Source organism: Paenibacillus uliginis N3/975, from assembly GCF_900177425.1.
Lineage (GTDB): Bacteria > Bacillota > Bacilli > Paenibacillales > Paenibacillaceae > Paenibacillus_AQ > Paenibacillus_AQ uliginis.
In genome coordinates, this window is the sequence record NZ_LT840184.1 from 3,697,493 (window position 1) to 3,716,313 (window position 18,821).

At 42.4% G+C, this 18,821-nt stretch carries 21 protein-coding genes and 1 riboswitch; of the genes, 7 read left to right on the forward strand and 14 right to left on the reverse strand.

Features of this window, described 5'->3' with window-relative positions:
- Window positions 1-90: 90 nt before the first annotated feature.
- The gene (locus B9N86_RS17450) at window positions 91-543 is read right to left on the reverse strand and encodes a winged helix-turn-helix transcriptional regulator (protein WP_208914422.1); all 453 of its coding nucleotides are present in this window, start codon (window positions 541-543) and stop codon (window positions 91-93) included.
- A 129-nt stretch (window positions 544-672) separates the two neighbouring features.
- Between B9N86_RS17450 and B9N86_RS17455 the strand changes: the two genes are divergently transcribed.
- Both B9N86_RS17455 and B9N86_RS17460 read left to right on the forward strand, forming a co-directional pair.
- Window positions 673-1,209 (forward strand): DUF4242 domain-containing protein, encoded by a 537-nt coding sequence (locus B9N86_RS17455; protein ID WP_208914423.1) that lies wholly within the window; start codon window positions 673-675, stop codon window positions 1,207-1,209.
- A 203-nt stretch (window positions 1,210-1,412) separates the two neighbouring features.
- Complete coding sequence (locus B9N86_RS17460; protein WP_208914424.1) at window positions 1,413-2,474, forward strand: acyl-CoA dehydrogenase family protein; 1,062 nt, start codon at window positions 1,413-1,415, stop codon at window positions 2,472-2,474.
- 117 nt (window positions 2,475-2,591) lie between these two features.
- On the opposite strand, the gene yqeK is transcribed toward B9N86_RS17460, so the two are convergent.
- The 12 genes from yqeK to B9N86_RS17520 all read right to left on the reverse strand — a co-directional run bounded on the left by yqeK (window position 2,592) and on the right by B9N86_RS17520 (window position 12,150).
- A complete protein-coding gene (gene yqeK, locus B9N86_RS17465; RefSeq protein WP_208914425.1) occupies window positions 2,592-3,212 on the reverse strand; it encodes a bis(5'-nucleosyl)-tetraphosphatase (symmetrical) YqeK in 621 nt (206 codons plus the stop codon).
- Window positions 3,213-3,478: 266 nt separating this feature from the next.
- Window positions 3,479-3,625 carry an aspartyl-phosphate phosphatase Spo0E family protein gene (locus B9N86_RS17470; protein WP_244562744.1) on the reverse strand — a complete coding sequence of 49 codons (147 nt, stop codon included), beginning with the start codon at window positions 3,623-3,625 and terminating at the stop codon, window positions 3,479-3,481.
- Between the two features lie 269 nt (window positions 3,626-3,894).
- Window positions 3,895-4,077, reverse strand: a complete 183-nt coding sequence (locus tag B9N86_RS17475; protein ID WP_208914426.1) for a hypothetical protein — start codon at window positions 4,075-4,077, stop codon at window positions 3,895-3,897.
- Window positions 4,078-4,379: 302 nt separating this feature from the next.
- Complete coding sequence (locus B9N86_RS17480; protein ID WP_208914427.1) at window positions 4,380-4,733, reverse strand: hypothetical protein; 354 nt, start codon at window positions 4,731-4,733, stop codon at window positions 4,380-4,382.
- Between the two features lie 150 nt (window positions 4,734-4,883).
- Window positions 4,884-5,546, reverse strand: coding sequence for a hypothetical protein (locus B9N86_RS17485; RefSeq protein ID WP_208914428.1), 663 nt, complete (start codon window positions 5,544-5,546; stop codon window positions 4,884-4,886).
- Window positions 5,547-5,901: 355 nt separating this feature from the next.
- Entirely contained in the window at window positions 5,902-6,432 is a 531-nt protein-coding gene (locus B9N86_RS17490) for a hypothetical protein (protein ID WP_208914429.1), read from the reverse strand.
- A 133-nt stretch (window positions 6,433-6,565) separates the two neighbouring features.
- Entirely contained in the window at window positions 6,566-7,099 is a 534-nt protein-coding gene (locus B9N86_RS17495) for an HAD-IIIA family hydrolase (protein WP_208914430.1), read from the reverse strand.
- Window positions 7,100-7,280: 181 nt separating this feature from the next.
- On the reverse strand, window positions 7,281-8,243 hold the full coding sequence (locus tag B9N86_RS17500; protein ID WP_208914431.1) for a Gfo/Idh/MocA family protein: 963 nt from the start codon (window positions 8,241-8,243) through the stop codon (window positions 7,281-7,283).
- Between the two features lie 16 nt (window positions 8,244-8,259).
- Complete coding sequence (locus tag B9N86_RS17505; RefSeq protein ID WP_208914432.1) at window positions 8,260-9,639, reverse strand: extracellular solute-binding protein; 1,380 nt, start codon at window positions 9,637-9,639, stop codon at window positions 8,260-8,262.
- 42 nt (window positions 9,640-9,681) lie between these two features.
- Window positions 9,682-10,551, reverse strand: coding sequence for a carbohydrate ABC transporter permease (locus B9N86_RS17510; protein ID WP_208914433.1), 870 nt, complete (start codon window positions 10,549-10,551; stop codon window positions 9,682-9,684).
- Window positions 10,552-10,608: 57 nt separating this feature from the next.
- Window positions 10,609-11,559, reverse strand: coding sequence for a carbohydrate ABC transporter permease (locus B9N86_RS17515; RefSeq protein WP_208914434.1), 951 nt, complete (start codon window positions 11,557-11,559; stop codon window positions 10,609-10,611).
- A 255-nt stretch (window positions 11,560-11,814) separates the two neighbouring features.
- Window positions 11,815-12,150, reverse strand: coding sequence for a hypothetical protein (locus B9N86_RS17520; RefSeq protein ID WP_208914435.1), 336 nt, complete (start codon window positions 12,148-12,150; stop codon window positions 11,815-11,817).
- Window positions 12,151-12,278: 128 nt separating this feature from the next.
- Here B9N86_RS17520 and B9N86_RS17525 point away from each other — a divergent pair, with 128 nt between their 5' ends.
- A complete protein-coding gene (locus B9N86_RS17525) occupies window positions 12,279-12,551 on the forward strand; it encodes a GNAT family N-acetyltransferase (RefSeq protein ID WP_208914436.1) in 273 nt (90 codons plus the stop codon).
- Between the two features lie 145 nt (window positions 12,552-12,696).
- Here the strand turns inward: B9N86_RS17525 and B9N86_RS17530 are convergent, their stop codons facing one another.
- Entirely contained in the window at window positions 12,697-13,566 is an 870-nt protein-coding gene (locus B9N86_RS17530; RefSeq protein ID WP_208914437.1) for a C40 family peptidase, read from the reverse strand.
- 7 nt (window positions 13,567-13,573) lie between these two features.
- Window positions 13,574-13,714, reverse strand: a riboswitch (cyclic di-AMP (ydaO/yuaA leader).
- 609 nt (window positions 13,715-14,323) lie between these two features.
- On the opposite strand from B9N86_RS17530, the gene B9N86_RS17535 reads away from it, so the two are divergent.
- The 4 genes from B9N86_RS17535 (at window position 14,324) to B9N86_RS17550 (ending at window position 18,614) form a co-directional block, all read left to right on the forward strand.
- Window positions 14,324-16,363: an endonuclease MutS2 gene (locus B9N86_RS17535; protein ID WP_208914438.1), complete on the forward strand. Its 2,040-nt coding sequence runs from the start codon at window positions 14,324-14,326 to the stop codon at window positions 16,361-16,363.
- Window positions 16,364-16,377: 14 nt separating this feature from the next.
- On the forward strand, window positions 16,378-16,893 hold the full coding sequence (locus tag B9N86_RS17540; protein ID WP_208914439.1) for a GNAT family N-acetyltransferase: 516 nt from the start codon (window positions 16,378-16,380) through the stop codon (window positions 16,891-16,893).
- A gap of 125 nt (window positions 16,894-17,018) precedes the next feature.
- Entirely contained in the window at window positions 17,019-17,882 is an 864-nt protein-coding gene (locus B9N86_RS17545) for a class I SAM-dependent methyltransferase (RefSeq protein WP_208914440.1), read from the forward strand.
- 3 nt (window positions 17,883-17,885) lie between these two features.
- Window positions 17,886-18,614: an RluA family pseudouridine synthase gene (locus B9N86_RS17550; protein WP_208914441.1), complete on the forward strand. Its 729-nt coding sequence runs from the start codon at window positions 17,886-17,888 to the stop codon at window positions 18,612-18,614.
- Window positions 18,615-18,821 lie beyond the last annotated feature (207 nt).

Sequence of the window (18,821 nt, forward strand, 5' to 3'; positions counted from 1 at the left end):
CAAACGTATATCGACGTACCTCAAAGAAGACAGACCGTACTTAGCGGTGGTTTTTCTTGCGAGATACGGATGCCTAAAAAAAGCCGGGAGCTAATGCTCTCCGGCTTTTTGAAGATTACCTTCAATGGGAACCACTTTGATATGTTCAACGCGCTCCCCTGTTCTTTTATTGTAATAAGCGATGCCTACCTCTTCTTCCGTAGTGGAATCAACCAGCTTTTTATAACATTTTTTCAAATTACCGCTACCCCAAATAATAAGAGAATTGAAGACGTCCTCTAACTCTTCGCCGCTTTTTGTCAACGTATAACGGTACCGAGGTGGATGCTGAGAATATAGTTCCGCTTTAATAAGTCCTTCTTCTTCTAGATATTTCAGTCTTTCAGATAAAAGATTTGAAGATATTCCATCCAGTTCTTTTTTTATTTCATTAAACATAGTATGTCCGTTCAAAATTTCATGGACAACCAATAAGGTCCAACGATCTCCGATAATATTGAGTGACTGAGCAATGTTGCACGGAATATTATATCTCGTTTTCATTAGGTAACCCCTCCATTATTTCGTTCATTTTATCACAAAATTAATTATTGAAACAAAGTTGTTTTTTTGAACCGAGTATAATAATATAACTTTAAGTAATCTAAATCTTATAAAAGCGAGGGGTTTACTATGGGAATTTTCTTAATTGAATCATCATTACAAGAAATTGTGTCAACTAAAGAAGAATTGAATCAAAAGGCTTCTGCACTTCAAGCGAAACTAAATGAGCAAAATTCATCTTTAATCGAACTACAAGTATCGAAAGATTTCTCTCGTTCTTTCTTCATTGTTGAAGCGGAAGATCAAAATACGGCGACTGACATATTGAATGCAGCTGGTATTTCAGTACAACTTGTAAAAGAAGTTCGTCTTGTTGGGAAAGAACTTGAAGATGTGAAGCAGAACAACGATGTGGTGAACTACTTGGTTGAGTGGAATATACCGGAAAACATAACGATGGATCAATATTTGGCCAGAAAGAAAAAGAACTCTGTACATTATCAAGAAGTTCCAGAAGTAGCGTTTGCAAGAACCTACGTGTGTGAAGATATGACAAAATGCCTCTGCTTCTACGATGCACCTGATGAGGCAGCTGTTAAGCGAGCACGCGAAGCTGTCCAAACACCCATTGATTCGATTACAGAAATTCTTACTGATGAGCGTTGAGCGCAGAAACAGTCCGAATAGAGGCAGTAAATCAGATATCTGATTTACTGCCTCTATTTTCAACAATGTTGCTATTCCTTCGAAAAATACAATGTCAAAACATGGATTGATGGTTGTTTTTTTCAATACAGTATAATAAAATAACTTAAAACCAACTAAATTGATGGGAAATAATTATTTTAACCACAACAGGAGTGGTAATTATGTTTAGAAACGTTGTCGAAAAGAGGCACACGCTCGAAAGGGTAATTGAAGAAGAGTTAAAACCTTATGTGAAAAAAATAGATGTTGAGGCTTATTATGCAGATCGCTTTCTAAGAAAACTTGGGGAAGCTGGATTGCTGTCATCCACGAATAAGTCTCAACAGGAAATTTTATTGAGTGAGATGCGTGTGGTAGAAGAAACCGCAAAAATATGCATGACCACTGCTTTTTGCCTCTGGTGCCACCTTGCTGCTCTAACTTATGTACGCCATACAAGTAATGAAACATTGAAAAATAAGTTTCTGTCATCACTCGAGAGTGGGGATATTTTAGGCGGAACAGGCCTGTCCAACCCGATGAAATATTATGCTGGACTTGAAAAACTGTACTTAAATGCGAAACCGACAGAGGGTGGTTATATTCTTTCCGGTGTTCTCCCCTCTGTTTCCAATCTTGGTGAGAAGCAGCATTGGTTTGGTGTTATTGCGGGTGTTGATGAGAACAAGCTCATTATGTGTTTCATCCCTTGTGATGCAGAAGGATTAAAACTGAAAGAAAAAGTCGAGTATCTTGGCGTCAATGGTAGTGCAACATATGCTTGCTCCTTTAATGAAGTATTTGTGCCTAATGAATTGGTTTTGTCTGAAAATGCATCTGCGTTTGTGGAACAGATTCGGCCCGCCTTCATTTCATATCAAATTCCACTTGGCCTCGGTGTGACACAAGCTTCAATCTCTTCGATTGAAAAAGTGGGGCAAAAGCAAAACGGCTGTAATCGTTTCCTAAAAAAACAATCATGTGACTTGCAAGAGGCCGAACGTCAATTACAGGAAAAGGTTAAAGACTTGTTCAGTAATGAAACGCTGAATTGGAAAGAGGTTGCTCGAATTCGCCTTGAAACCGTATATCTTACACTTGAAGCTGTTCAAGCCAGTATGCTTCACAATGGTAGTGCAGGATATTTAAGAGACAGCGCACCCTCACGCAGACTTCGCGAAGCATATTTCTTTGCCAACTTAACACCAACCGTGAAACACTTGGAAAAAGTTCTTCATTCATAAAAGAAAGTCATTCGTAGCATCATCTTTATGGACTTTAAACTAGCACTTTCATGAAATAATTAAATCCTAATTTCTCAGTATCGTAAGCGAGAAATTAGGATTTTTTATAACCTTCGGTTATGAGATTTTCAAGAGAAGTTCTTCCCTCGCCTGTATTAACCATGGATGTACTAACTTTAGCTTGTTTCTTTGGTCCCAAATGTGATTAAGATAAATCATAATAGCTTGGTCTATCTCATTTTCGTACACTTTTGTTCTCATTTCTTGTAGGTATGTATGTTCCCCCGGTAATTCCCAAGAGATCTTATCCGAGACAAACAAAATCTTATCTGTCGTTGTGGCATTGGACTTATGGGTTGTATGGCTTTCGATAGCACTCAGCACCTCATCATCTGTTATGTTAAAAATCTCTTGGGCCATACATTTAGAAAGTTTCTGATGAACGCTTCTACTATACTTACGTTCCTCATCAAGTATTTCAATAGATAGTTCTTCAGCTGCATTTAACATTTTAGAGACAGGAATGACATTACTAATATCATGCAAGAGGGACGCTTGAATAACCTTATCTGGATCTATCTCAAATCGTTCTGCAATACGTTTTGCCTCATCGGCGACATTTAATGTATGTTCCAGAGTTCTCTGGTCATTATTCAGAGTAAAAAACAAAGTTATATCCTGATACAGATCACCAGTTAAATTAAATCCTTCGATATATACATTGAAAATATTGTTCATATGTTCGCTCCCTTTGCATTACTAGATTTCCCCCTTTATTTCGTTTGAAACTGGAACGTAAGTACTTATTAAATACAAAATTGGTTTATTGTTGTTAATTTTTAAGGATTTGGTTTAAAATTCATGCGTTTTCGCTCCTAATATATATACCCCGTTTTTCTGTATGATCTGTTAAAATGAAAGGGCGAGTGAACCCGGCAAAAGTTTCTCGCCCAAAGTCGATTGTTTATACAATCGGCTTTTTTAATTGTTCTCCTACCAACCTATTATACTGGATTAATTAATTCATCTAATAGGATAGATTGCTTGATTACAGCAGGATGCCCAAATTCAGCACTATGCTTCTTTGCCAACTCATGAAGCCGAGTCCTTGCATATTCAATCCGTAATTTCAAGAGCATTTTTGTTGTCATAAAACCCAAACCTCCTTTGTAATATTTTAGGATATACTTTCAAATAATAGCATTATATTTTAACGGCAGAGAAGAATGATTAATTAATACAGTTTGACACGGCACAAATCAGTCATATTTATTATGGTATACATGAAAATTGACTTGTAAGGGTCGAGAAATAATCCCCCTTACCCAACCTATAGCAGAGGTTTAAACAATTTAGATTGACGATTTTAGGGGCTATAACCGTTGAGAGCGGTTATAGTCTTTTTTATGGTTTGTCCAGCTTACATGCAATCGCATTCCAGGCAAGGAGATCCTAGCTTCGTGGTTTTCCCCTGCCTATTCAATTTCACAGCCGTTTCGAGAAAAAGATCCTTTCCATCAAAAAGAACCGGCGGTATGCCGGTTCTCTCCTTCTTTCCATGGATCAGCTCCACAAGCACGATGATGCAGCGAAGCGGCATCATCGTGCTGCCCTTCTGTATGGCTGCTTGATGATGAGTGTAGCAGTGCGGAGCAATTCATGATGCCGCCATGCCTTTCCGATCCTACCCGCAGCGTCGTTGATCTTGGCTCCGTGCGGGGTGTGAAGCGAGGGGCAGGAACGTAGAGCGCCTAGGTAACCCCGCACAAAAGGGAGTTTTAATTCACAATTAAGATAAAATGATCCTTTTCATGAAAATAAGTGACCATGGCTATTTACTAAGAAATTAAAACAGCCAAACGATTGAAACAATACGCTTGGCCGTTTTAATTTCTATCCATTTTACTAATAGACTTGATTCAAACTAATAGGTCCTAGACTACCATAAGATCCTTGGAATTCTCCTTTAAGGACATAAGTTCCTGGACTAAGATAACCTACTGAATACTCGACAGGACTTGAAGAGGTTGGCCCAATATTTGCGGTAATCGAGAAGACTTTATTAAGTTGACCGGAGGGCCCTTTGGAATAAAGCGATAACTCAACGGTTTCATTCGTAGAGCTCCAAAGTCCAACACTTAATTTATATTGAGCAGATTGGCTAACTGTCAAATCATGTGATGTTGCAGTATAGGCAGCAAATGCGCTAGTAGAGAAAGAGAAGCACGCTAGTAATAAGATCATCACTATTTTTTTCATTAAATTCACCTCCCTTCTTGTTATGGAGTATCAGTAGAGAAAAGGTATGTGGTCAGATTAAAAAGTAATATTTTAACTATTATATCAAAATCATGATTTAATGCATATATATTAAATTTCTGAATTATAAATTCCCATTCCTCCATGAAATTAGCAATCCATTTTGGTTTCTTTCCGGGGAAACTGTATACCCCAATCATGAAATAATGTTATTAATTCTTTGGTTGTGTTGGCAATAAACTTATCTACTACTTCTTCCGAAAAATAAATCGGCTTAATCTTAGGCTCATTCCCAACGTCCTGAAGCCATCCTATCTTTAAATCTCTATATTGATTTACTTCGTTCTCCGTAACTAATGGTTGTTCTGTAAATGCTTCTGACTGCTGCAATCTATGAATCGCGTTGTGAGCTCCCTTCTCGGATCTCAACAAATTAAACTCTAATTGACTCATTTCACGATTATATGTTTGCCGAATCTCTTTTTTATCTCCGCGGTATTCTCTTTCAAATTCAACATAAACACTCTCAGTCCACCTTAAATCTGCGTAAATATGAGCAAAGTAACCCAGGATAAAATCCTTCCAATTTTGTTCCGTGTTAACACTCAAATAACGCAAACAGTTCTTTTTTATAATCTCGACATCTGGAAGTATGTCTTCACTCACAAAATGAGTAACTCCTTTTTCTTTTCTGGTCACATGTTCTCTCATATGTATCGCGTCTGGTGCAATACTGCCCAATAAAAAATGAGGAGAAGGATTGGATAGAGACAGTCGTATAGCAATTGCAAAATGAACCATTGGCCAAGGCAATTGTACTTACCTCCTTTATATTACTTCAATCGAAAAAAATTCTTATAACGCATTGCGTTAATCTTGCGCACCTATTGTATCTCGTTATTTCAGTCACAGAGACTTCGTCAGTAACCAGCTGTATGTTCCGGATTTGAATAAGTCTCATTCATTACAAAGTGTGCCATGAAGAAACAGTATCAATGGCCATTGCTCATGATGATGATCATCCTATTCTCGTTCTGCTCAAAATACTGATTGTGAACTGGGATAGCTATTTTCACTCCTATCATATTTTCGATGTTAATAGTTTGTTATCCGAAGTTAGGCGAAGTACAGTCCGCAGTGATATTCTCGTTAATCTATTATTTTGTCTCTAAATCTCGTTATTACACAAAATACATCCATGACACGACAAGTATACTAGATGCTTCTCACATTTAGGATATCCATAAGGTATGGTTGGATTTTCATCGTCCTCATCAATTTTTGACCACTCAAAATAATGATTCATATTAATAAGCTGTCTATTAAACGCGTCTATCATTGTCTTAAAATGATCAAGTTTATCGATTACCCAGTCTTTTCGTGGCTCATAACTTAATCGATCCCAACCCATACCACGAGTAGCAGTAGTAATGGTTCGAATCAGAAACTCCTTTTCGGATATGAATTGATCCAAAGTCCACGGCATCTCATCAATATCAAAACCAACCGTACCTATTCCTACAACCGATTGATCTCGTTGAGCTAACCAAATGATCAGCTCTCTTTCACGATTATTCTCAGCAATGGTTGATCCGCTTATTACTAGGACTTCAATGAATACTGACGTTAATCCGTTAGACATCGATATCGAATCCATGATACCCCGTTGGTTTTTAGGCATCGATATTGTGTTTCCCATATATCATTTTGGCTCCTTTCACCTCTTAAATACTATAATGGGCCAAAATTAACAAACCAAGCATCTTTAGAGTAATCATCCCACATAAATACATGTCCTCTGCCTTTATTTCGCTGTATCTGACTGAATTAAATTATGTATCGCTCCTAAGAATCCATGTCACCGCATCTTGAATATGATCTGCAATGTAATCGGGTTCAACATCTATCCATCTGTCTCTAAACGTATTCAGGGATCCTTCCCCCCAGCCGGTCTTTACAAGTATTTTCTTAGCTCCAACAGCATGTGCAGCCATCATATCGGTATCTCCCACATCACCTATAACAACACATCTGGACAAATCCAATCCATACTTTTCAGCTGCTGTTCGTAACATCCCTGGTTCCGGCTTTTTACAATCACATTTTTCGCTACTTCCATGTGGGCATATAAAAGCATCATCAAAACCGTATTCATCAAACTGTCTTCTAAATTCCTCTATGGTAGCTTGTCCTCGTGAGATCCTGTGCTGATTCGTAAAAGCAAATACCTTTAACCCTGCTTCTTTCAGTTCATGAATCGCTTCTTGAGCACCTTGGTACAATATAAAATCTCTTGGATGAATAAAATGCCCCGTTCCACCAATAGTACCATCTCGATCCATAAAAACAGCTTGATAACAATTCATCACATATGCCTCCCACGGAATATCTTATTAAGATGCAATTACCGAGCTTTGTTGTCCTCTCGCCTTTGATTATACATTGTTTCAAAACTTATCGGTACGCGCAAAAAACCGGCCATTTAGGCCGGAAATAAGAAATATCTTCGTCACTTTTACTTAATATTGGAATATTATGCAAAGTAGCTCATATAATCATCACTGGTAAGCCAGTCTCCGCCGATTCATTGGCTGCCAGGGTTACTTCAAGTGTACGCATGACTTCTTCGTATGGGGCAAGGATCAGACTGTTATCTCCAGTCTCAATAGCGCGAATAAACGCATCATCCTGCTGCTTATAAAAATTTCCTGTTCCCTGCCACGTTGTCGATCTTCCCGGTTCCGTAATCGTAAGCTTCATGCCGTCAATTGTAAGACGGAAATCCCTGCCCATAATTTCGAACGACGAACGGTCATCTGGCTGCGGGAGAAAGCCGGTATCGATATGTCCCAGTGCTCCGGATGTGAAGACGAGATTAACGGAAGCGGCATCCGGCGTGGTAATACCCGGAACATCACTATTCAGCAGCAATGCCATATCTGCATACACTTTTCGAACGCCACCAGCCAAGTACACCATCAGATCCACATTATGCGTTGTCTGCTCGACAAGCTGACCTCCCGATTTGGCATGGTTGATCCACCAAGCTGAAGGAGGCAAGCCGCCGAAACGATGTGCACGAACCATACCGATTTCTTTTCCAGCTAGATACTGTTTCGCACGCTGAACTGGTTCCATGTATCTCAGACAATATCCTGTGCTTGTAAGGATTCCGGCCTCCGATATGATGGCTGCTTTCCTTCGGACCTCTGCCATGTCCAGACCAAGCGGCTTTTCCACAAGGAGATGGATGCCCTTTCGTGCAGCTTGCTCCTCGATATCATCGTGCGCAAATGGAGGTACACATACGAACAACGCATCCAAGTTCTCCCTCTCCAGCATGCTGCTCACCTGTGTGTACGCCGTTGCTCCATATTGATTGGCAGCCGTTTCAGCCAGATTCGGTACGATGTCGCATATGGCGACCAACTCTGCTCTCTCATTTGCATGAATATGCTTAAAATGTTCTGCAGCGATAACCCCTGCACCGACAACGCCTATGCGAATCATTGACAGTCCCCCTTGGTTATTTCAGATTGGCCGACCATTTTTCTGCACGTGCTTGCAAGTCATCCAGAAACTTCTGGATATCCGGTGCATTACCTGATGCTGCCTGGCTGATAAACCCGTTCACCGCTGGCGCAATATCGCTCATATAGAATGGATTGGCCTCATCCATCAATTCAGAATGACCGACCTCTGCAATCTCGAGTGCCTTTTTCACAAATTTATCTTCCGCTGTCACAAAATCAGCATTTTTAAGTGTAGGCGTATAAGAGAAAGTCTCATACATATATTTTTGAGTCATATGACCAGAAAGGAATTTCAATACTTCCCATGAAGCATCCACGTCCTTTGCATTTTTCGCCATGATAAACGGATCCACAGCAACCCAGCCTTCACCCTTTGGTCCCATATTCAATACCGGTTCAAAACGGTCTAACAGCTCCTCATTCTGTTTGGTACGGTATTCACTCATTGTAGAACCACCCGTAGAATCCAGGGCGATGGCGATATTATTCTTTTCTAAACCAAAGTTTTCAGCACCTTGAGCATTCACAAAGCCTGCTGGCGGAAGTGCTGCCGCTTCTTTGAGCCATTCCATCACTTTTACCATCTCTGGTGTATTCAAATGCCACTTAATATTCTTGGTGTCCTTCAGAGAACCTTCTGCACCCTTTGCGCCAAAAGCCAAGGTAAGAGCTACGAATGTCGATCCATTGAGCGAGTTACCACTCCAGTACAATCCAAAGTTGTCTTCTCCCGTTTTTGGATTTTTACCGGTCATTTTTTTAGCCTTATCCAATATTTCTTCTGGAGTCGCCTTCGCAGATAACACTTCGACTCCCCAATCTTCAAACAATTTTTTGTCGTAGATCGTCATTCTCCGCCCAAGAACTGCAGGAATGCCGAATTGTTTAGCTCCATCAGGAGACTTTGTACTATAAGAGTTGTTCATGATGCCTTCCAAATAAATCTTCGGGTCAAATGATTTATCTTTTTCGATCAAGTCATCCAGGTCACGCAGCAGTCCTTCCTGATACCATTGGGAGGCAAAAGCTCCGCCTGTGTAGAGTATATCCGCATCTCCAGAGAGCAGCATCGCCGATTGTTTCGCCTTCACGTTCTCCCACGGAATCTGGTAAATCTCGAGCTTAATGTTCGGGTACATGATTTTGAACGTTTTATCCAGATACTCATTCAGGCCAATCGTCGGATTTCCTGTCAATGCATCAATCCCATTTTCGAGCTGCCAGCCGGCCAATGCAACGCGAACCGTGCCCGACATGTCTGACACTTTTTCAATTTTGACGCCGCCGGTTACATCCTTTCCTGAGCTACCCGAGCATGCGGCCATTGTAAACACGAGCATGAAGGACATGATGAGTAACAAAGCCTTCTTCATAACCTTTACACCTCCAAAAATAATAGACTTTCTATTTGCTCTTTACTGCTTGATGCCGGATAAAGCAATGCTCTCGATGATATAACGCTGAAGGAATAAATACACGACAACGACCGGAATAAGACTTATCGTCGTCGCGGCCATAATGATAGCCGGTTGTTGATTAATACCGTTGTTATACGTGAACATGGCCAAACCAATCTGTATGGTGTATTTAGCAGCAGTCTTCAAAATAAGTAGCGGCCACAGCATATCATTCCAGACACCAAGAAACAGTAAAATGACCATGGTTGCAATAATCGGTGTGCACAGCGGTAGGTAGACCCGGCTGAATACGGTGATTTCCTTGGCTCCATCCAGCACGGCTGCTTCCCTTAAACTGCTCGGCAGCTGGTCAAAGAACGCTTTGGCCAAAAAAGTTCCAAACGCATAGTTCATCGCAGGAAGATAAAATGCCAAATAGTTATCAACAAGACCTAACTTGCTGAAGAGCAAATACTGTGGGATCATCGTCATCTCGAATGGAATCATCATCGTGCTGAGCGCGAGCAACAGCACCAGGTTCGCCCCTTTGAAGCGGAGCTTGGATAAGGCATAGCCCGACAACAAGGCCGAAAGAGAACTAATGATAATGACCCCACCGCTGACAATGACCGAGTTGCCGATATATTTGAACATTTTAATATTGGTAAAAGCCGCTTCGAATGTCCTAATCGACGGTTCCTCGGGCCAAATCTTGGGCGGAAACGATATATTAAGCCGCGCCCCCCAATCGAAGCTCGTTACAAGCATCCAGAGAAACGGCACAATCATAAGAAACGAACCTAAAAACAGAACAATGGTCAGTATAATCTGACTTAAAGATATCCTTTTGCGGCGAACGGTTACTTTGGGTATTGCTGTATCGGCCATGATTTCCCTCCTAACCTTTTTACTGACGGTCTCACTTATTCAAATAGTGTCCTTGTGTTAATCCAGACTGTCTTTACGCCGGTTAAGTAGCATGAGAAATACCGTCAGCACGAGGATAATCAGGAACAGCAGATAAGACACTGCCGTGGCAAGCCCCATCTGTGAAGCCAGAAATGCATTGCGGTAAATATACAGCACGACCGTCATCAGACTGCCCCCAGGATTACCGGCTGTACCTCCGATCAGCCAAACGTCTGTAAATCTTTTCATACCGCCGATCGTTCCCATAATGAGCATAAAGACAAATATTGGCCGCAAGTAAGGAATGGTAATGTAGAGCCACTTACGGTACGTACCCGCTCCATCCACTTCTGCAGCTTCATATAGATCACGGGGAACACTTTGCAATCCAGCCAAAAAAATGATCGTGTTATAACCAAGCGCACCCCATAGGCTCATCAACACAATGCTGTACCGGGAAACTTCCGGATTCGTAAACCAGCCAACCGGCTCGAGACCGATAAAACTGATCACGAAGTTGATCAACCCTTCCTTTGAAGGAAAAAACAAGAATGAGAATAACAGGCTTGTTGCGACTCCAGATACTACGTTAGGCAGAAAGTAGACCGCTTTGAAAAAATTTTTCCCCAGATGCCATTTCAAGTTGTTAATCAGACTTGCAAGAATGAACGACAAGGCAATACCAAGCAGTACAGACCAGATGCCCATCACAAACGTATTTGTAAGCGCTTGCCAAAATAAAGAATCTTCTAAGGCATAACTGTAATTACTCATACCTACCCATTTTCCATTCAAAGCAAGACCTGATGTCTGGTGAAAACTCATAAACAGAGCAGCAAACATCGGATAAATGGCAAAAGCAAGCACACCGATAATCAAAGGAGCACTAAACAAATAACCCATCCAATCATTACGTGTAAATCTGAACTTCCTCTTGGACATAGTCCTTTGATTGGAAAGGTATTTCCCTTCTGGGGTGGATGACAAACAGCCCCTCCTCCTCTCTAGATTGAGATCCGGATTGAATAACGAATGGATGCACACTCGCTCTAATCCATTCTGTAAATGGTTATGTGGACGAATCCGGAATATGTTGTTTTTTTATACGTCAATTTATTACAGCTAGAAGAAACGTATTTGGCATCCTACATAAGGATGAAGAGCGTTTCTTCGAAAAGAGACCAAAAACCTGCGGGAATTCCGCAGGTTTTTGTTGCAATTCCTTCCATCCTGCGGATTTATTTATAACAGCAGGCTTATTGTCAGCAAATTAAACAAGGCCAACGGCAGAATAGGATTGAAAGGCGCATAAGCTCCCGGAGGGTTGAAACCGGGGTAAAATCCCGGATAGAAACCACGCATGTTTTCAGGTGGATCCATGCTCAAATACACAAAATCCACATCCACCCCTACTACGACACCCACGATAACCTCATTGTGCACCGTGTGGACTTGCACTTTTCGATTGACCATGTTTTTCATCGCATGATGTACTTTTTCCTTGTGTTGTTTCATTGAATGCGCGGTATGTTGGTCGCATTGGTAAACGACATTGTGACTCGGGTATGTTGTTGTCATATGTTCACTCCTTTTTCGTCCTTACCCTCATTGTATGCATATGCCCGATACAGGGTGTATGCCTATTTGTTTTTCGTTTAAGGGCGGGCAGATTAGGGTAAAGTAGTCCCAATAAAGGAGGAGATTATATGTCCGAAATGAGATCAGAGAATGGGCGTTTTTATTTCGAGGAGAAAGGAACTACAACAGCCGAGGTTACATTTTCACCGATGGGAGTCAAGGTCATCAGTATCGACCACACATTTGTATCCCCATCACTTCGTGGAAAAGGAATTGCAGAGCAGCTAATCCGTGGAGTCATCAGCCACGCCCGCAGTGAGAATCTAAAGATTATTCCTTCTTGTTCTTATGCAGAGCATCATTTCGACAAGTTTCCGGAAGATCGTGATGTATTACAATAAATGTTCTGTTTTCGTAATAAAAACAATTTAGTCTTTTTAACGTCTCCTAATTTGGGGTAAGATTTGTCGAATGGACGTAAAGAAGGGGTTGTCCCGAAAGTCATCACAGATGACCAGAAGACAACCCCATTTTTGTTATGAGAAATCATTTAAAAATCCGATTTGCGCCGTTATATTTAGGTCCCCAATAGGAGCTGTTTATGCTGGCAATCGTTACTCCGCTGCTAGTGGCAGAAATAAATTTATTGTCACCGATATAAATGCCTACATGAGATGTTGAAACTTTGTTGGTAATGAAAAATACGAGATCCCCTGGTTTAAGATTGCTCTTTGACACTGGAGTTCCGTAATTGTTATGCATCGATACGGAGCTATGAGGTAGACTGACACCCATCTTGCCATACACATATTTCACATAACCGGAACAATCAAATCCGGTGGATGGCGAGGCGCCTCCCCATGCATATTTGGTCCCAAGATACTTCTTAGCAGTGGATACAACCTGATTTCCTTTGGAAGTGTTATGTACAGGTGCTGTCCAGGCAGGAGCATGATTTTTGCCATCGGTACTGATTATCGCAATTTTATTTCTAGAATCCCACTTCAAAGAATAGCCGAACGCTTCCGATACGAACCGAACAGGAACAAAAGCTCGGCCATCGACGACCCGCATGCTTGTGTCCATAACAACTTGCTTAGAACCAACTAAAGCTATATTGGAGCCGGATTTGAGTACGATAGTCTTGCTTCCCTTTTTAATCGTTACTTTGGATCTCGAAGAACTAAGCTTTTCATACGTAACGGTAGAGCCCATCTTCTCTGTAATCATTCGAATAGGTACCTGAGTAAATCCTTTACTGTCAACAAAAGGTTGCTCGTCCGGAAAAGAAACTAAGGAATCGTTAATTTGTACCTTAATGGAAGAAGTAGCAGCGCTCGCGTAGTCAGGACTAAGAACTAATGTTGAGGCGACGATCGCCCCTGAAAGTAATACCGATTTCAGTAAGTTATTCATGATGTTATGTTATCCTCCCTGTTGCTTCCGAGGTTAGTTGACGGATTCGGAAAGAGGTATTTCCTAGTTTACAAGAAGAAACATTCACCCCATATAAAGCTCCCCCGTACCAAACGTTATGCTCGTCTGGATTCAGCACTTAATAAACCAAGCTAACTATTTTAAAGTAACATACCCCGCTCTTTGATATAGGTCGAAATTGTGTCTATTTTATGAAATTATGAACAGATTGTAACTTTTGGAGCGAAATTGATACTTTTTCGATACTTATAACCATTCTGATTTCACCATAATACACAGCCTGGGAAAATCCCGGCTTGACTTTTTCCAAAAGTAAACCGTATATTAATGTCATACCCTCTTAATAAGGAGAGATTTTGATGTCGGTGGTCGTTCTTAACTAACCAAATTTCATATGATTGGAAAAATCCTTTTTTTCATGGCCTGAAATGGCTATGTTTATTTTCTTATGGTTTTTTCCATCTGTGTAATTAGTTAAGAACAACGGATATCAATTGAAGCCCGGGAGGTCTATCCTGTTTTGGCGTCTTTTCATCCGTGCTGAGTTCAGCACGGATTTTTTGGTAAATAGGACTGCGTACAATAAGTACTGGCAGCTTTATTTCCTGTGAAGATGATCAAACCAGGCGGACTGACTAAAGGCAGAGAGTGAACCTACGTTCATTCTCTGCCTTTTTTTGTTTTTTACGGGCTCTTTCAGGCAAATATACACCAATATAAAGGAGTTTGATCCCAAATGAATTTAGCTACAATGAAATTGCTGCAATACGACAAGGTCCAAACCGAACTGGAACGCTTTGCCGTCTCTTATCTCGGGAAAAATCACATTCGTGAGATAACCCCTCTCACCCAGATTAAAGCAATCCGGCTTAGGCTGGATGAAACCTCTGAAGCAAGTACACTGCTCCGTGCAGGGGCAAGTATACCCATCCCTTCCTTGGAGGGAATAGAACCTGTCCAGCAACTGCTCGGAACTGGTTATGTGCTTACTGAACGCGACTTCGGCCATATTCAGCAATTTTTGCGCAGCTGCAAGCAGCTCATACGTTATATGGCCACCAAGAGCGAAATCGCTCCAAAGGTAGCCTCATACGCCTCTTCGATGTATGAACTCCCTTCATTGCTCTCAGAAATCGAACACTGTATTTATAGCGGCCGTGTTGTTGATGGTGCAAGCAAGGAGCTCGCGAGAGTCCGCAAAAAAATCGCTGTATCTGAAGAGCGAGTCAAGCGAAAGCTTGACAGCTTACTCAGCAAGCACCGGTCGATCATGCAGGAAAGCCTAGTCAGTAAACGTAACGGCAGGTATGTTCTGCCCATCAAGAAAGAACACCGCAAGCAAATTAACGGAGTCGTGCTGGATGAATCGGCAAGCGGACAGACGGTTTACATCGAACCGAGCGATGTTGCAAGCCTCCAGCATGAGCTGAGCTTTCTGCAGACCGAAGAAGCTCGGGAAGAGACCAAAGTACTCAGTGCATTGACCGAAATGGCTGAGAAATACAGTCACGAATTGAAGCTGAATGCAGATACTGTCGGAATGTACGATTTCATTATCGCTAGAGGTAAATATGGCATGTCCATCAGCGGAAGAAACGTGGAACTTAATGATCAAGGGATCATTGCGCTCAAGCAGGCCACCCATCCTCTGTTGGGGCCGGGCATGGTCCCACTGGATTTTGCAATTGGCCGTAACTACAAGTCCCTGATCATAACAGGTCCAAATACAGGCGGTAAGACATTAACGCTAAAAACCGTCGGTCTGTTAACCATGATGGTTCAGTCCGGCCTGCTCATTCCTGTTCAAGAAGGCAGTCAATGCAGCATATATGAACAGATTTCAGTCGATATCGGAGACGGTCAAAGTATTGAACATGCACTTAGCACCTTTTCGGCTCATATAAGAAACGTCAATCACATTTTACAAACCGCCAATGACAAAACACTGATATTACTGGATGAGATGGCTTCAGGCACGGACCCTGGAGAAGGTATCGGCCTCTCGATCGCCGTGCTGGAAGAGCTGCATCGCCGCAGGGCTACGGTTGTCGTTACGACTCACTTTACAGAAATCAAAAATTTCGCACGTATAACTCCTGGGTTCGAAAACGCGCGGATGGAGTTTGACACGGAGACACTTGAACCAAAATACCGGTTGAAAATCGGGGAAGCCGGGCAAAGCTATGCATTTGTCATTGCCGAGAAATTGGGGATTCCTTCAGCAATCATTGCACGTTCCCGAGAAATATCTGAAGCTGGAGTAGGTCATGAAAATACGATGTTCCCAAGTTACAACGTCACCACGAATGAATCTTATACAGATGAGACTCGTGAACTTGCCGGCGATTACAATCCGGATCCTCTCTCTGTTCAGGACAACCAGGATTTGGATGCTCTATCCAGTCAGGAAAGCCATGATTTGAAAGGAGCACCCGAAGTAACGAATCACAGCGAGGATCAAAAACAAGAGAACCTTCAAAGTCCTTCCCCTCCTGCTTATCAGCTTGGGGACAGCGTGTACGTATCGTCCTTGAACAGGACAGGTATCGTCTGTGAAGCTCAAGATTCGCGCGGTATGGTTGGCGTGATGATCCAAAAACAAAAGATCAAAATCAACCACAAACGCCTCACACTGCATATTGCAGGTAAAAATCTGTATCCTGAAGACTATGACATGGATATCGTTTTTGAGAGTAAAGAGAACCGCAAGAAACGGAAACTGATGAACCGAAAACATGTCGAGGGGCTAACCATTGAAATAAAACCTGAATCCTAAAGGAGGACATAACTATGATTAGAACAGAAGAAATCCAAGATTACTCCCAAGTGGAACAACTGCTAAAAAGCGCGTTTAAGAGTGAGGCCGAGCCTCGACTTGTTGAACGTATCCGTAGCTCCGTAATCTTTATTCCGGAATTGTCCATAGTATCCGAGACGGATGGACACATTACCGGGCACATCATGCTCAGCATAGCTGAAGTAATAGACGATGATCAGTCATATCGAGTGGCCTGCCTTGCTCCTCTCGCTGTGGAGCCGACCTTACAGCGTAAAGGGATTGGCGGGGCATTAATCCGAGAAGCTCTGAACAGATGCCAACAATTCAACATTCCGTTAGTTTTTCTGATCGGGCATCCTTCGTATTATCCGCAATTTGGATTTGTAAAGGCTGGTCATTACGGCTTTCAATTGAAACAGTTTGAAGTTCCAGAAGAGGTTTTTATGGTTTACGAAATAGAGGCAGGGGCTTTAAACCGTCTCAAGGGTGAGTTCCGCTATTCCGATGCCTTTTTGGACTTGGAATGACTTACTTCTCAAAATCGATAACGACTGTCCCACATCAATCAGAGCCGTAACCAGATTTGTGGCAATGTCCGCGGTAAATGTTGTACAATAAAGCTTAAATGACAATTTGAAGGATGGTTTTCAACATGTATGTAGCTGATGATTGGAAAGATTATGAAGTTATAGATACCGGGGGCGGAGAAAAGCTCGAACGTTGGGGTGATGTTATTCTGCGCCGCCCGGATCCGCAAATTATTTGGCCGCTCAACAATGACAGCGGAGTATGGAGAAACGTTCACGGCCATTATCACCGCAGTTCGTCAGGCGGCGGAAACTGGGACATGAAGAAGCAGCTTCCTGAACGTTGGAGCATCTCCTATGACCAGCTTAAATTTCACATCCGTCCAACGAACTTTAAACATACTGGTCTTTTCCCCGAGCAGGCTGCTAACTGGCGCTGGATGATGAACAAAATTGCAGACGCCGGTCGTCCAATCCGTGTCCTCAATCTGTTCGCCTACACTGGAGGAGCAACCGTTGCTGCAGCCTATGCTGGCGCGCAGGTAGTTCATGTAGATGCAGCGAAAGGCATGGTACAGTGGGCTAAGGAAAACCTGGCTTTATCTGGTCTATCAGACCGCCCTGTCCGCTTCATTACGGATGACGTGTTCAAATTCGTACAACGTGAGCAGCGCCGCGGGAACAAGTATGAAGCTATCATTATGGATCCCCCATCCTACGGCCGGGGTCCAAGCGGAGAAACTTGGAAGCTCGAGCAAAGCCTATATCCATTCTTGGAAAGCTGCCTCGATATTCTGTCAGATCATCCGCTCTTCATGCTGATTAACTCCTATACAACGGGTATTTCACCTACCGTGCTTAAAAATATGCTGTCCATGACCATGCAGCCAAGATACGGCGGCAGCATCAGCGCTGGCGAGATCGGCCTGCCGATCACCAACTCCGGACTTAATCTGCCTTGCGGAATTTTGGGACGCTGGGAGTCGTAGAGTATGAATGATCAGAAAGCCAATTATCCTGATGTACCAATTGTCTATGAGGATAACCACGTGCTTGGAGTGAGCAAACCTGTAAACATCCCTTCGCAGGAGGATGCCTCCGGGGATGCAGATATGCTTACGATACTTAAAGATGACATCAAGGTCCGGTATAACAAACCAGGTAACGTTTACCTCGGACTCGTTCACCGGCTGGATCGCCCAGTCGGCGGTGCCATGGTATTTGCCAAAACCTCCAAAGCGGCCTCCCGCTTATCGGAATCCGTCCGCAGCAGAAGTTTTCGCAAGCTGTACGCAGCGATAGTGCATGGCAAACCCAAACAACCGTCGGGCAGACTGGTAGATTCACTGTACAAAGACAGCCGCAGCAACACGGTTCGTGTTGTTTCTAAAGGAACAGAAGGCTCCAAGGAAGCTATCCTCGATTATACGGTGCTTGAGACCCAAAACGGTATGAGTCTCGTTCTAGTAGAGCTTCATACAGGGAGACCTCATCAGATTCGGGTTCAGTTAAGCCATGCAGGCTGGCCATTGTATGGTGATCAAAGATATGGTAATGGCCTTAATAAGGCAGGTCAACAGATTGCACTATGGTCGGTATTTGTCGGGTTCCCGCATCCTGTGAGCAAAGAAGAAATCAGGATTGAATCCATGCCACCGACGTTGCATCCGTGGAATCTCTTCCCTTCCGGCCGTTTGATCAGAGAGATTAAAAACTATTGATAAATCAAAGCCGAGATCCGTTTCATGGATCTCGGCTTTTTTTGACATGCAGCTTTATGTGTTAACACATTTCCCTCACATTCATATTACAAGATTGTCTCCCTCAGGAAGACAAATTTACCCTTTACATTTTTTAGTGATTATCTAAAAATAGTAATTACAAATACCAAATGAATCCATAGTTGGTATGGTATAGACTCCATCAGA